Origin of the sequence: Salmonella sp. SAL4457, assembly GCF_046548235.1 — a bacterium.
In the GTDB taxonomy this organism is placed as follows: Bacteria; Pseudomonadota; Gammaproteobacteria; order Enterobacterales; family Enterobacteriaceae; genus Salmonella; species Salmonella enterica.
Genome location: NZ_JBGDZO010000006.1, coordinates 25,316 through 38,657 on the forward strand (window position 1 = coordinate 25,316; position 13,342 = coordinate 38,657).

Below are 13,342 nucleotides of genomic sequence, written 5' to 3' on the forward strand. Positions count from 1 at the left end.
TATGAACAAATTTTCCAGTGTCTGGGTATTCAGCGATACCCCTTCTCGTCTGCCCGAACTGATGAGTGGCGCGCAGGCTGTAGGTGAAAAAGTTAACGCGTTCGTACTGAACGAAGCGGACAGCGCGACAGCATGCCATTTGGGCGCGGATCATGTCTGGCTGCTCAGCGGCAAATCAGAAGACCGCATGATCGAAGACTACGCTGCTGCGATGGCTGAGACTATTCGTCAGCATAGCGAGGGCGGCGCGGTGCTGCTGCCGAATACGCGTCGGGGCAAGCTGTTGGCGGCAAAGCTGGGCTATCGCTTGTCGGCTGCGGTTTCCAACGATGCCAGCGAAGTCGCCCTGCAGGATGGAAAAGCGGCGGTTAAACATATGGTCTACGGCGGTCTGGCGATAGGGGCAGAAACCATCGCTTCGCCGTTTGCCGTGATCACGCTCAGCAGCGGAACGTTTGACGCACAACAACCGGATGCTTCTCGCAGCGGCGAGATGCACACCGTGCAGTGGCAGGCTCCGGCCACTGCCGTGACCCGCACCGCAACCCAGGCGCGTCAGAGCAACAGCGTTGACCTCGACAAAGCGCGTCTGGTGGTCAGCGTGGGACGCGGCATCGGCAGCAAAGAGAATATCTCGCTGGCCGAAGCGCTGTGCCAGACGATTGGCGCCGAGCTGGCCTGTTCCCGCCCTGTAGCGGAAAACGAGAAGTGGATGGAGCACGAGCGCTACGTCGGTATCTCCAACCTGATGCTCAAACCTGAACTGTATCTGGCGGTGGGGATCTCCGGGCAGATCCAACACATGGTCGGCGCCAACGGCGCGCAGACGATTTTCGCCATCAACAAAGATAAAAACGCGCCAATCTTCCAGTATGCGGATTTTGGCATCGTTGGCGATGCGCTGAAGATCCTGCCTGCGTTGACGGCTGCCTTAGCGCGATAAACCATTTCGGGCAGGATGCGAAGGTATCCTGCCGCTGACAGGAGTACGTATGTCCGAAGATATCTTTGATGCCATCATCGTGGGTGCAGGTCTGGCCGGTTCGGTTGCGGCGCTGGTGCTTGCTCGCGAAGGTGCACAGGTGCTGGTTATCGAGCGCGGCAATTCTGCTGGCGCGAAGAATGTCACCGGTGGGCGTTTGTATGCACATAGCCTGGAACGCATCATTCCCGGCTTTGCGGATCAGGCCCCCATTGAACGCATGATCACCCACGAAAAACTCGCCTTTATGACCGACAAAGGGGCGATGACGATGGATTATTGCAACGGCGAGGACGCCGCATCGTCGCAAGTTTCTTATTCCGTTTTGCGCAGTAAATTTGACGCCTGGCTGATGGAGCAGGCCGAAGAGGCGGGGGCGCAACTGATCACCGGTATTCGCGTCGATAACGTCGTTCAGCGTGATGGCAAAGTCGTGGGCGTGGAAGCCGATGGCGATATTCTGGAAGCCAAAGTCGTGATCCTCGCTGATGGGGTGAATTCTCTGCTGGCTGAAAAGCTGGGCATGGCCAAGCGTGTTGAGGCATCGCATGTTGCTGTCGGCGTGAAGGAACTGATCGAATTGCCGAAGTCGGTCATTGAAGATCGTTTCCAGTTACAGGGCAACGAAGGTGCCGCCTGTCTGTTTGCCGGGGCGCCAACCGATGGTCTGATGGGCGGTGGCTTCCTGTATACGAATGAAACAACCCTTTCCCTGGGGCTGGTCTGTGGACTTCATCATCTGAAAGACGCGAAAAAATCGGTCCCGCAAATGCTGGAAGATTTCAAACAGCATCCGGCAGTTGCGCCGCTGATCGCCGGTGGCAAGCTGGTGGAATATGCCGCGCACGTTGTACCCGAGGCGGGAATGAATATGCAGCCTGAACTGGTGGGCGATGGCGTGCTGATTGCCGGAGACGCTGCCGGCATGTGTATGAACCTCGGCTTTACCATTCGGGGTATGGATCTCGCCATATCCGCAGGCGAAGCGGCGGCGAAGACGGTGCTTTCGGCGATGAAGCGCGACGATTTTAGCAAGCAGTCGCTGGATGAATACCGTCAGCATCTGGACGAAGGCCCGATGCGCGATATGCGCATGTATCAGAAACTGCCAGCTTTTCTTGATAATCCCCGCATGTTTACCGCTTATCCCGAAATGGCGGTCAGTATCGCGCGCGACCTGTTCACCGTGGATGGCTCCGCTCCGGTGCCGATGCGTAAAAAAATCCTGCGCCATGCGAAGAAAGTGGGCTTCATCAACCTGATGAAAGATGGCCTGAAAGGAGTGACCGTATTATGACATCTCCCGTCAATGTGGACGTCAAACTGGGCGTCAATAAGTTCAATGTGGATGAAGACAGCCCGCACATCATTCTCAAAACCGATCCTGATAAACAGGCGCTGGAGGTGCTGATTAAGGCCTGTCCGGCGGGACTGTATAAAAAGCAGGACGACGGTAGCGTTCGTTTTGATTACGCCGGGTGCCTGGAGTGCGGAACGTGCCGGATCCTCGGCCTTGATACGGCGCTGGAAAAATGGGAATACCCGCGCGGGACGTTTGGCGTGGAGTTCCGCTACGGCTAATAAGTACGAAGTTGTGCCCCCGTTGGCCGGATAAGATGCGGTAGCGTCGCCATCCGGCAATCATGTGGCGCCAATGCCGGATGGCGGCGGAAACGCCTTATCCGGCCTACAGATGCGCTTTGCCCGTGTTGAAACAGGACATCACCATGCAGCAGCCCAGGAACTTTGATGACCTTAAATTCTCCTCCATTCATCGCAGAATTATGCTGTGGGGAAGCGGCGGCCCGTTCCTTGATGGCTACGTGCTGGTGATCATTGGCGTGGCGCTGGAACAACTGACGCCGCTATTGCACCTTGATGCTGAATGGATTGGCGCGCTCGGCGCGGCTACGCTTGCCGGACTGTTTATCGGCACCTCGTTGTTTGGCTATATTTGCGATAAAGTCGGGCGGCGTAAAATGTTCCTGCTTGATATTATCGCTATCGGCGTTATCTCCGTGGCGACCATGTTTGTTTCCACGCCGCTTGAATTGCTGGTGATGCGCGTTTTAATTGGCATTGTTATCGGCGCGGATTACCCTATCGCCACTTCCATGATTACGGAGTTTTCCAACACCCGCCAGCGCGCGTTCTCCATCGGTTTTATCGCCGCGATGTGGTACGTCGGCGCGACCTGCGCCAACCTGGTGGGTTACTGGCTGTATGACATGGAAGGCGGCTGGCGCTGGATGCTTGGCAGCGCCTTTATCCCGTGCTTAATCATTTTGATTGGCCGCTTTGACCTGCCGGAATCGCCACGCTGGCTATTGCGAAAAGGACGGGTAAAAGAGTGTGAACAAATGATGATCAAACTGTTCGGCGAACCGGTCTGCTTTGACGATGAGCCGCCGCAGGAGACCCGCTTCCTGCAGTTGTTTAACCGCCGTCATTTTCCGTTTGTACTGTTCGTTGCGGCTATCTGGACCTGTCAGGTAATCCCGATGTTCGCTATATATACCTTTGGGCCGCAGATCGTCGGGTTACTCGGCTGGGAACAGGGGCGTAACGCGGCGCTCGGCAATGTGGTGATTAGCCTCTTTTTTATGCTGGGCTGTATACCGGCGATGTTCTGGCTAAACAGTATTGGCCGTCGCCCTCTGCTTATTGGCAGCTTCGCCATGATGACTATCGCGCTGGCGCTGCTGGGGCTGGTGTCAAATCTGGGCATCATACTGGTCGTGGTGGCGTTTGCGGTATACGCCTTCTTTTCCGGCGGACCGGGCATACTGCAATGGCTTTATCCTAATGAACTCTTCCCGACGGATATTCGCGCTTCGGCCGTGGGGGTTATCATGTCGTTAAGCCGCATCGGAACCATTGTCTCCACCTGGGCATTACCGATTTTTATTACTCGTTACGGTATTAATAACGTCATGCTGATTGGCGCGTTGATTTCGTTAGTCGGGCTTGGCGTATCGGTGATGTTTGCCCCGGAAACGCGCGGCTTGACGCTAACACAGACCGGAAACATGACTTTGCGCGGAACGCCATCGGATAACCCGCGTTAAGAGTGTTCTGCATTTCTCCCTGCTTTTCGCCAATAACGCTACAGTTAACAGTCACATGCTAAAACAACTGAAAAGCAGGGAGAACACCATGCAAAAACGTCTTATGACCGCACTGTTTACCGCAGCAACACTATTCACCGTCGCAGGATGCTCTTCTAACCAGGCGGTTGAAACCACGGATGGCAAAACTATTGTCACCGACGGGAAACCCGAGGTCGATAACGATACCGGTATGGTGTCTTACAAAAACGCCGCCACCGGGAAAACCGAACAGATTAACCGCGATCAGCTGAAAAATATGAGCGAGCTGGATAATTAATTCAATCTTTTCTGGTTAGCCGCGCAATAATATTTTCTCTTTATGCGCATCCATTTATTCCCATGCGAATAAACGGATGCCTGAACAGGCAGGGACGCCGGAAAACGTCGAAATACGTTAGACCATTCGCCCGTGTTCCCGCTTTCCCCACCGCGCTGTCCGCTTACATGAGGTTACACTCATCGACATTTCTCTGAACAGCGGCTCAACATTTCCCGGAAAAAAACATATCGCAGGGCATTTATCCTTATGATTAGGTATAAATGATGAGGTATAAGGAACAGGAGTCTGTAATGAAACCAATACCTTTTTATTTGCTCGCGCTATTTTCTGCCGCCTCCGGGGCTACGGAGATAAACGTCTGCAAAGACCTGATCGGAACATGGAAAACCACGGCAGATAACCCGCCTTATACCATGACAATATCGCCGCCAGTAGAAAGCTGCGGGGAAAAATGTGTGAAACTGAACGTGCAGTATGAACTTGACGTGACTCACCGCAACGCGCTTTATTGCCATGAAGGACAAGAGGGGGTAAAAGGGCAGGGACCCATGGTGATAGCATTTGAAGGGGCGTATGGTGGACACGCTATCGGAACCTATAACCGACAGCTGCAATTATTTTGGGCTGGCGTAATACCGAAAAATAAAAAGGGGAAATGGATAACGAAAATGGAAAATTACTGGTTCAGGCAGGTAAAAGCGCATTAAACATCATCTTAAAACAGCCCGCAAAACCGTCTTATTCACGAAGGGCTTACTGCCTGCGCGCATACATTCTACCGACTTGCCTGCCCCGGATGAACTGTTGATAAAAAAGAGGGCCAGCATCTGTTTCCAGACGGCCCTGAGTGGATTGTGACGTAACATGGCACCTTGCTGGCGCTCTCTTATTATTTCATGCCTGTGCCCTCGTTATGGCGCAATCAGAGCTTTATTTCGTCGCATCGTTATAAACTTCGGCAACGGCTTCAAAATTCGGACCATGCTCACGTGCAGCGATAATATGATAATATTTTCCGCCTTTCGCATGGGCTAATTCTGACAGTTTTTCGCGTAGATCAGAGAGTGAGGAAATCTGCCCGCCACTCTGGGACACATTTATGGTGCCGACCTTAACCAGTTTGAAGTGGCTGATTTCTTGCTTAGAGACCTGCTCTGCCGCAAGTGTGCTGAATGAAGCAACCGTTGCCAGTAATGCGGCGGCAATAATGCATTTTTTCATGGTTCTGTTCCTGTTGCATTGATGATAAGGTTTGCGCAATATCAGTAATCCGTAACGAAATTATTTATCCCCTTCATACTTCAGGTTGCTTATGGGTTGGCTACGGATTACCCGGCCCATCCATGGGCCTCGCCCTGACGGACTGTCGCACGCGACGTTCAAATCTGCTCCCGGCAGATTTGTCACTCACCCCAGTCATATAATTATCTATGCTCCTGGGGACTCACTCCCTTGCCGCCTTTAAGCAACTCGAATTATTTTGGGTATATAACCTCGGTTGATTATCTGAAAATAGACTTATTTGGTGTGACCGTCTTATATCTTGTTATAGTCACCTCTTTATGTTGTTGTCAATGTGAAATAATGCACTACCAGCTAAAAAGAAACTTAACCCACTGTAAATAATAGTTTTTATATTATTTCTGGTAATGACGGAATTTTTATTGAATCACGCGGTAATACGCTAGTTTTATTCATAAGCAACATAACAGAATTGAGTTATGTTTTAATTTCCCAGAGTGATATTACCGGTTGTATGTCTATGGTTGCGCGGCCTGTTACTGATAGTGTTTCTTTCGGGGCGATTTTATTGTAGCGGCATAGGGTAATCACCGTAGCTGAAGGGAAAAGGCACGAACACAGCGCTATAGAGTATGTTTAATAATGTATTTTTTTATGAAGTAATGTCTGCAGTTGTATCTCTAAAATAAAAACAATGAACTTTTCATCTAAATGATTTTTCAATGAATTATGCTCATTTATTAATATATTTCTAATTTGAAATACAAATCAATTTATAACACATATTCTTACCCGGAAGGCATTGATACATATCCACGCTTCCTCGTACAGTAATAAATGAATATGTGATAAAGTTACTGACTACAGGTATAATAATATGAGTAATAAAAAAAATCTGTCCGCAGAAGAGACGGATCTTACGCGTAGGAAACTGTTAACCAGCGCCGGTATTCTTGCCGCCGGCGGTATGCTATCCGGCGCGGTAAAAGCTGATGAAAAATGTGCCGTCAAGGCGAAACCGGCGTGGGATAAACCGTTTACCGGCGAAATCCCGGAAAAATTGCCAGAAGGATATAATATTCTGTTAGTCGTGACCGACCAGGAGCGTTTTTTTCCTACGTTTCCTTTCCCGGTACCCGGCAGAGAGCGGCTCATGAAAACGGGGGTGACATTCTGTAATCATCAGAATACCAGTAATGTCTGTACGCCTTCCCGCTCCGTATTGTATACCGGCTTACATATGCCCCAGACAAAAATGTTTGATAATCTGGGCTTACCCTGGATGCCTTATGACCTTGACCCCGCTCTTGGAACCACAGGCCATATGATGCGGGAACTGGGATACTATACGGCCTATAAAGGTAAGTGGCATCTTACAGAAAAACTGGAGAAGCCTTTGCCTGACGAAAAAGATGAGGATATTGATGTCGGGGATATTCCTGAACCAGAATTACATAAAATTATGGAAAAATATGGTTTTGCTGACTATCACGGCATTGGCGATATTATAGGCCATAGTAAAGGCGGCTATTTTTATGATTCAACCACCACGGCTCAGACTATAAACTGGTTAAGATGCAAGGGGCAGCCCTTGAATGACCAACACAAGCCCTGGTTCCTGGCCGTTAACCTCGTTAATCCTCATGACGTCATGTTTATTGATACCGATAAAGAGGGAGAAAAGGTACAGTGGCGTGGCGAGTTGGATCAGGATGATAATACCCTGGCGCCCACGCAGCCGCCGGAAAACGAGCTTTATCAGGCAAGCTGGCCGAACTATCCGCTGCCGGCAAACAGGCATCAATCATTCAATGAGCAGGGAAGACCGCCGGCGCATCTTGAATACCAGACGGCGCGCGCTGCGCTGGAAGGGCAGTTTCCTGATGAAGATCGTCGTTGGCGTAAACTGCTTGACTACTATTTCAACTGTATCCGCGATTGTGATACTCACCTTGACCGGATATTAAATGAACTGGATGCCCTCAAGTTAACTGATAAAACGATTGTTGTATTTACTGCCGATCATGGCGAATTAGGCGGAAGCCATCAGATGCACGGTAAAGGCGCTTCCGTTTATAAAGAACAGATCCATGTACCGATGATTATTTCCCACCCGGCGTACCCCGGTAATAAGAAATGTCAGGCGTTGACCTGTCATCTTGATATCGCGCCGACATTAGTTGGACTGACCGGTTTGCCGGAAGAAAAACAGCACCAGGCGTTAGGCAACCGCAAAGGCGTTAATTTTAGCGGATTGCTAAAAAACCCGGAGGGCGTTGCGGTTAATGCGGTGAGAAATGCCAGCTTATATTGCTATGGCATGATCTTGTATACCGATGCCCATTATCTCCACCGCGTTATCGCGCTACAAAGAGATAAACAAAAAACGGTGGCGCAAATCAAGCAGGAAATATCCCATTTGCATCCTGATTTTAGCCATCGTTCAGGGACGCGGATGATTAACGATGGTCGTTATAAGTTTGCGCGTTATTTCTCGCTAAGGGAGCATAATACGCCGGAAACCTGGGAGGATCTTATTAAGTACAACGATCTTGAACTTTACGATCTTAAAAATGATCCCGATGAGAACCATAACCTTGCTGCTGATAAACAGAAATATCAGGATCTCATTCTTACGATGAATGAAAAACTGAATAAAATTATCAAGGACGAAATTGGCGTGGATGACGGCAGTTTTATGCCAGATGCGGCCCGTGAGCAGTGGGATCTTACCATTGAGCAGTTTAACCGCATGGCGAAAGATTAAGTGCCTGACCCATTAGGCTATTTTATTCGCCATTTTGGGTCCGGGCAGTGCTCAAAATCCTCACGTACTACGTGTACGCTCCGGTTTCTGCGCTCTGGTCGGCCCCAAACTGGCTTCAACAATTACGCCTACTGGGCCAGGCTCTAAGTGTCTGACCCATTAGGTTAATTTATGCGTCGGCGATCTGGCATCCAGCGTGTCTGGAGGTTCAGATGCTGTTGGCGCTGCGCTTATTGGGCCTGTGTCATCATGTAATGGATTGATATTAGAGTCATTACAGGAAAATTTAGCGCAGCGCCGCCCGACAAGAAGGCCTTAAACCGATTTGTCAGCGATTTAAGACTGCTATCATCACCGACCTTTCCACACCGGATCGCGCTTTTCCGCAAACGCCTGCGGCCCTTCGAGGTCATCTTCGGGGAGCAGGATGGCGTCAACTCCTGGCTGGCGTTAATTCAATTTTTTCTGGTTAGCCGCTCAATAATATTCACTATTAGCCTGGCGAATTTGTCACTACACTTTGTAATAAAAAACAGATCATCACAGGCTAATCATGATCCTCATTATTTATGCGCATCCGTATCCGCATCATTCTCATGCGAATAAGCGGATGCTTGAACAGGCAGGGACGCTGGAAAACGTCGAAATACGTTCGCTTTATCACCTCTATCCCGATTTCAATATTGACGTTGCCGCCGAGCAGGAGGCGCTGTCGCGCGCGAGTCTTATCGTCTGGCAGCATCCGATGCAGTGGTACAGCGTCCCTCCTTTACTCAAATTATGGATGGATAAAGTCCTCACCCACGGCTGGGCTTACGGTCATGGCGGTACGGCATTGCACGGTAAACATCTGCTGTGGGCGGTAACGACCGGCGGTGGTGAAAACCACTTTGCTATCGGCTCCCATCCCGGATTTGACGTCCTTTCTCAGCCGCTACAGGCGACGGCGCTCTATTGCGGCCTCAAATGGCTGCCGCCGTTTGCCATGCACTGCACGTTCATTTGCGATGACGACACCTTACAGGCGCAGGCGCGTCAGTATAAACAGCGTTTACTGGCATGGCAGGAGGTGAATCATGGATAGCCATACTCTACTGCAGGCGCTGATCTATCTTGGTTCGGCGGCGCTGATTGTGCCGATTGCGGTACGTTTGGGCTTAGGATCGGTGCTGGGGTATCTGATTGCGGGTTGCATTATCGGCCCCTGGGGGCTACGGCTGGTGACGGACGCCGAATCTATTCTGCATTTTGCGGAAATCGGCGTCGTGCTGATGTTGTTTGTTATTGGGCTTGAGCTGGACCCGCAACGGTTATGGAAGCTGCGCGCCTCGGTATTTGGCGGCGGCGCGTTACAGATGGTGGTCTGCGGCGGACTGATCGGTCTGTTCTGCATGTTTCTTGGCCTGCGTTGGCAGGTGGCGGAACTGATTGGCATGACGCTGGCGCTTTCGTCCACGGCTATCGCCATGCAGGCAATGAATGAGCGTAACCTGACCGTTTCGCAAGTAGGGCGTAGCGCATTCGCAGTGCTCTTGTTCCAGGATATCGCGGCGATCCCGCTGGTGGCGATGATTCCGCTGCTGGCCGCCAGCGGCGCATCCACCACGCTTGGCGCGTTTGCGCTGTCGGCGTTGAAAGTCGCAGGCGCGTTGGCGCTGGTGGTGCTGCTGGGACGCTACGTTACGCGCCCGGCGCTGCGCTTTGTCGCGCGTTCTGGTTTGCGGGAAGTGTTCAGCGCCGTGGCGCTATTTCTGGTGTTTGGTTTCGGCCTGTTGCTGGAAGAGGTTGGGCTGTCAATGGCGATGGGCGCGTTCCTGGCGGGCGTTCTGCTGGCGAGTTCAGAATATCGTCATGCGCTGGAAAGCGATATTGAACCCTTTAAGGGGTTGCTGCTGGGGCTGTTCTTTATTGGCGTCGGCATGTCGATTGATTTCGGCACGCTGGTGGAGAATCCGCTGCGCATTCTGCTGTTGTTGGCCGGTTTTCTGGCAATCAAAATCGTCATGTTGTGGCTGGTCGCGAGGCCGCTGGGCGTACCGGCAAAACAGCGTCGCTGGTTTGCCGTCTTATTAGGCCAGGGAAGTGAGTTTGCGTTTGTGGTTTTTGGCGCGGCGCAAATGGCGGATGTACTTGAGCCGGAATGGGCAAAAGCGCTGACGCTGGCGGTCGCGCTGTCGATGGCGGCAACGCCGATTTTTCTGGTGCTGCTGACGCGCATGGAGAAGACCGCGACGGGGGAAGCGCGCGAGGCGGATGAAATCGACGAAGAGCAGCCGCGGGTTATTGTGGCCGGGTTTGGACGATTTGGGCAGATAGCCGGGCGTCTGCTGCTGTCGAGCGGGGTGAAGATGGTGGTACTCGATCACGACCCCGATCATATCGAAACGCTGCGTAAATTCGGCATGAAGGTTTTTTATGGCGACGCGACGCGTATGGATTTGCTGGAATCTGCCGGAGCGGCGAAGGCGGAGGTATTGATTAACGCCATTGACGATCCGCAAACCAATTTGCAACTGAGTGAACTGGTGAAGTCGCATTTCCCGCATCTGCAGATTATCGCCCGTGCCCGTGATGTCGATCATTACATTCGCCTGCGCCAGGCTGGTGTGGCGATGCCCGAACGTGAAACCTTCGAAGGCGCGCTCAAAAGCGGGCGACAGGCGCTGGAGGCGCTGGGGCTGGGGCGTTATGAAGCCCGCGAGCGCGCGGATCTGTTCCGCCATTTTAATACCCGGATGGTGGAAGAGATGGCGAAAGGGGAAAACGATCCGTTATCTCGCGCCGCCGCCTATAAACGTACCAGCGCGATGTTGAGCGAAATTATTACCGAGGACCGGGAGCATCTGTCGTTGATTCAGCGCCACGGCTGGCAGGGAACGGCTGAGGGCAAACATTCCGGGGAGGTCGCCGATGAACCCGAGGTCAAACCGTCAATCTAAAGTAAAAAATGTGATGTTCTGCAAACTTTACTGCTAATTGGCTGTTTTTGAACTACTGTAATGCTGGCGCTCCACATCAAATGAGTGGCGTCGCCAGCAGAACGAAAAATTTTCGTGCTCATCCTCTTTTCGTCAGTCGACGAAAGATTGCGCTTTACGTATAGTGGCGGCAATTTTTTTTGTATCAGGAAATAATTAATGATCAGTCTGATTGCGGCGTTAGCGGTGGATCGCGTCATCGGTATGGAAAACGCCATGCCGTGGAACCTGCCTGCCGATCTCGCCTGGTTTAAACGTAACACGTTAAATAAACCTGTCGTCATGGGACGTCACACCTGGGAGTCCATCGGTCGCCCCTTACCGGGACGTAAAAATATTGTTATCAGCAGCCAGCCGGGCACCGACGATCGCGTGCAGTGGGTGAAGTCTGTCGATGAGGCGATTGCCGCTTGCGGCGATGCGCCGGAAATTATGGTCATTGGCGGCGGGCGCGTGTACGAGCAGTTCTTGCCAAAAGCGCAGAAGCTTTATCTGACGCATATTGATGCGGAAGTCGAAGGCGATACCCATTTTCCGGATTATGAACCGGATGACTGGGAATCGGTATTCAGTGAGTTTCACGATGCCGACGCGCAGAATTCTCACAGCTATTGTTTCGAGATTCTGGAACGTCGTTAACGCTGTAGTGCCGGATGGCGGCGAAACGCCTTATCCGGCCTACTCTTGAGCCAGATGTAGCCGGATGTAGGCCTGATAAGCGTAGCGCCATCAGGCATAAACCTATCAGGCGTTGACCGCTTCGCCTTCGCCCATATCCATCTGGCGGTTTGACGGCTGCACAAAATACTGTTTATCTTCCCAGCGTAAACAGGTCAACTCCCCGCCCCAGCAGCAGCCGGTATCCAGCGCGTAAATACCTTCCGGCGTCCCTTTCCCTTCCAGCGACGCCCAGTGCCCGAACGCAATACTGTAAGCCTCGCTCACCGGCCCCGGAATGGCGAACCACGGCTTCAGCGGCGCAGGGGCATTTTCCGGCGACGCTTTACTGTACATATCCAGTTGACCGTTAGGAAAGCAGTAACGCATACGGGTAAAAGCATTAGTAATAAAGCGTAGCCGCGCCAGACCGCTTAACTCCGGCGACCAGTTATTCGGCATATCGCCATACATCGCGTCGAGGAAAAACGGGTACGAGTCGCTCGACAGCACCGCTTCAACATCGCGGGCGCACTCTTTTGCCGTCTGCAAATCCCACTGCGGGGTAATACCCGCATGCGCCATGACCAGCTTTTTCTCTTCATCTACCTGCAACAGCGGCTGACGGCGTAACCAATTCAACAGCTCATCGGCGTCCGGCGCTTCAAGAAGCGGGGTCAGCCGGTCTTTAGGTTTGTTGCGGCTAATCCCGGCGAATACGGCCAACAGGTGTAAATCGTGATTCCCCAGCACCAAACGCACGCTATTGCCAAGTGATTTGACGTAGCGTAACACGTCCAGCGAACCGGGACCGCGGGCGACCAAATCGCCAGTCAGCCATAGAGTGTCTGTATCTGGCGTAAATTCCACTTGCTGTAATAAGGCGATCAGTTCGTCGTAGCAACCGTGAACGTCGCCGATGAGATAAGTTGCCATTGTTATAATTTTAGTGAATGAGTGTAGGGACGGCGAGTCGAAACACGGGAATGTCGATGGTAAAGGCGTCGCCATTTTCATCGATCATTTCGTAATGACCCTGCATGGTGCCCAGCGGCGTTTCAATTACCGCGCCGCTGGTGTACTGATACTCTTCGCCAGGCGCAATGCGCGGCTGGACGCCAACCACACCTTCGCCCTGGACTTCGGTTTCACGGCCATGACCATTGGTAATCAGCCAGTAGCGGCCCAATAGCTGCACTGGCGCCCGGCCCAGATTGCGGATGGTTACGGTATAGGCAAAAACGTAACGTTCATCGTCAGGTGAGGATTGCGCCTCAATGTAGACGCTTTGCACCTGAATACACACTCTGGGCGAATTGATCATGT

Annotated in this window: 13 protein-coding genes and 1 pseudogene; 10 read left to right on the plus strand and 4 right to left on the minus strand. The window is 52.0% G+C overall.

Going from position 1 to position 13,342, the window contains the following annotated elements; genetic code table 11:
* Nucleotide 1 precedes the first annotated feature (1 nt).
* The 6 genes from ACLJNW_RS18340 to ACLJNW_RS18365 all read left to right on the plus strand — a co-directional run bounded on the left by ACLJNW_RS18340 (nt 2) and on the right by ACLJNW_RS18365 (nt 5,079).
* Nucleotides 2-943 (plus strand): electron transfer flavoprotein subunit alpha/FixB family protein, encoded by a 942-nt coding sequence (locus tag ACLJNW_RS18340; protein WP_023204309.1) that lies wholly within the window; start codon nt 2-4, stop codon nt 941-943.
* 49 nt (nt 944-992) lie between these two features.
* Nucleotides 993-2,279: an FAD-dependent oxidoreductase gene (locus ACLJNW_RS18345; protein WP_001287758.1), complete on the plus strand. Its 1,287-nt coding sequence runs from the start codon at nt 993-995 to the stop codon at nt 2,277-2,279.
* Nucleotides 2,276-2,563, plus strand: a complete 288-nt coding sequence (gene fixX, locus ACLJNW_RS18350; RefSeq protein ID WP_000203736.1) for a ferredoxin-like protein FixX — start codon at nt 2,276-2,278, stop codon at nt 2,561-2,563. Before ACLJNW_RS18345 ends, fixX begins: the two co-directional genes overlap by 4 nt.
* Nucleotides 2,564-2,709: 146 nt before the next feature.
* Nucleotides 2,710-4,050: an MFS transporter gene (locus ACLJNW_RS18355; RefSeq protein WP_001187057.1), complete on the plus strand. Its 1,341-nt coding sequence runs from the start codon at nt 2,710-2,712 to the stop codon at nt 4,048-4,050.
* Nucleotides 4,051-4,138: 88 nt separating this feature from the next.
* Complete coding sequence (locus ACLJNW_RS18360) at nt 4,139-4,369, plus strand: YgdI/YgdR family lipoprotein (protein WP_001172089.1); 231 nt, start codon at nt 4,139-4,141, stop codon at nt 4,367-4,369.
* Nucleotides 4,370-4,662: 293 nt separating this feature from the next.
* Nucleotides 4,663-5,079, plus strand: a complete 417-nt coding sequence (locus tag ACLJNW_RS18365; RefSeq protein ID WP_024154862.1) for a hypothetical protein — start codon at nt 4,663-4,665, stop codon at nt 5,077-5,079.
* Nucleotides 5,080-5,302: 223 nt separating this feature from the next.
* Here the strand turns inward: ACLJNW_RS18365 and srfN are convergent, their stop codons facing one another.
* Entirely contained in the window at nt 5,303-5,593 is a 291-nt protein-coding gene (gene srfN, locus ACLJNW_RS18370; RefSeq protein ID WP_024154863.1) for a DUF1471 family virulence protein SrfN, read from the minus strand.
* Nucleotides 5,594-6,491: 898 nt separating this feature from the next.
* On the opposite strand from srfN, the gene ACLJNW_RS18375 reads away from it, so the two are divergent.
* Complete coding sequence (locus tag ACLJNW_RS18375) at nt 6,492-8,381, plus strand: sulfatase-like hydrolase/transferase (RefSeq protein WP_024154864.1); 1,890 nt, start codon at nt 6,492-6,494, stop codon at nt 8,379-8,381.
* A gap of 351 nt (nt 8,382-8,732) precedes the next feature.
* On the opposite strand, the pseudogene ACLJNW_RS18380 reads toward ACLJNW_RS18375, so the two are convergent.
* Nucleotides 8,733-8,813 (minus strand): annotated as a pseudogene (locus ACLJNW_RS18380) (hypothetical protein); the annotation flags it as partial.
* 121 nt (nt 8,814-8,934) lie between these two features.
* On the opposite strand from ACLJNW_RS18380, the gene kefF reads away from it, so the two are divergent.
* The 3 genes from kefF (at nt 8,935) to folA (ending at nt 11,998) form a co-directional block, all read left to right on the plus strand.
* Nucleotides 8,935-9,465 (plus strand): glutathione-regulated potassium-efflux system oxidoreductase KefF, encoded by a 531-nt coding sequence (gene kefF, locus ACLJNW_RS18385; protein ID WP_000600706.1) that lies wholly within the window; start codon nt 8,935-8,937, stop codon nt 9,463-9,465.
* A complete protein-coding gene (gene kefC, locus ACLJNW_RS18390; RefSeq protein ID WP_000377164.1) occupies nt 9,458-11,320 on the plus strand; it encodes a glutathione-regulated potassium-efflux system protein KefC in 1,863 nt (620 codons plus the stop codon). Before kefF ends, kefC begins: the two co-directional genes overlap by 8 nt.
* Before the next feature lie 198 nt (nt 11,321-11,518).
* Nucleotides 11,519-11,998, plus strand: a complete 480-nt coding sequence (gene folA, locus ACLJNW_RS18395) for a type 3 dihydrofolate reductase (RefSeq protein WP_000624379.1) — start codon at nt 11,519-11,521, stop codon at nt 11,996-11,998.
* 105 nt (nt 11,999-12,103) lie between these two features.
* On the opposite strand, the gene apaH is transcribed toward folA, so the two are convergent.
* Together apaH and apaG are read right to left on the minus strand one after the other, a co-directional pair.
* Nucleotides 12,104-12,952: a bis(5'-nucleosyl)-tetraphosphatase (symmetrical) ApaH gene (gene apaH / locus ACLJNW_RS18400; RefSeq protein ID WP_000257211.1), complete on the minus strand. Its 849-nt coding sequence runs from the start codon at nt 12,950-12,952 to the stop codon at nt 12,104-12,106.
* A gap of 10 nt (nt 12,953-12,962) precedes the next feature.
* On the minus strand, nt 12,963-13,340 hold the full coding sequence (gene apaG / locus ACLJNW_RS18405) for a Co2+/Mg2+ efflux protein ApaG (protein WP_000610894.1): 378 nt from the start codon (nt 13,338-13,340) through the stop codon (nt 12,963-12,965).
* Nucleotides 13,341-13,342 lie beyond the last annotated feature (2 nt).

Excerpts from the sequence above, each read along its gene's own strand:
- ACLJNW_RS18340 (WP_023204309.1), top strand. The coding sequence starts at position 2 with ATGAACAAATTTTCCAGTGTCTGGGTATTCAGCGATACCCCTTCTCGT.
- ACLJNW_RS18345 (WP_001287758.1), top strand. The coding sequence starts at position 993 with ATGTCCGAAGATATCTTTGATGCCATCATCGTGGGTGCAGGTCTGGCC.
- fixX (WP_000203736.1), top strand. The coding sequence starts at position 2,276 with ATGACATCTCCCGTCAATGTGGACGTCAAACTGGGCGTCAATAAGTTC.
- ACLJNW_RS18355 (WP_001187057.1), top strand. The coding sequence starts at position 2,710 with ATGCAGCAGCCCAGGAACTTTGATGACCTTAAATTCTCCTCCATTCAT.
- ACLJNW_RS18360 (WP_001172089.1), top strand. The coding sequence starts at position 4,139 with ATGCAAAAACGTCTTATGACCGCACTGTTTACCGCAGCAACACTATTC.
- ACLJNW_RS18365 (WP_024154862.1), top strand. The coding sequence starts at position 4,663 with ATGAAACCAATACCTTTTTATTTGCTCGCGCTATTTTCTGCCGCCTCC.
- srfN (WP_024154863.1), bottom strand. The coding sequence starts at position 5,593 with ATGAAAAAATGCATTATTGCCGCCGCATTACTGGCAACGGTTGCTTCA.
- ACLJNW_RS18375 (WP_024154864.1), top strand. The coding sequence starts at position 6,492 with ATGAGTAATAAAAAAAATCTGTCCGCAGAAGAGACGGATCTTACGCGT.
- kefF (WP_000600706.1), top strand. The coding sequence starts at position 8,935 with ATGATCCTCATTATTTATGCGCATCCGTATCCGCATCATTCTCATGCG.
- kefC (WP_000377164.1), top strand. The coding sequence starts at position 9,458 with ATGGATAGCCATACTCTACTGCAGGCGCTGATCTATCTTGGTTCGGCG.
- folA (WP_000624379.1), top strand. The coding sequence starts at position 11,519 with ATGATCAGTCTGATTGCGGCGTTAGCGGTGGATCGCGTCATCGGTATG.
- apaH (WP_000257211.1), bottom strand. The coding sequence starts at position 12,952 with ATGGCAACTTATCTCATCGGCGACGTTCACGGTTGCTACGACGAACTG.
- apaG (WP_000610894.1), bottom strand. The coding sequence starts at position 13,340 with ATGATCAATTCGCCCAGAGTGTGTATTCAGGTGCAAAGCGTCTACATT.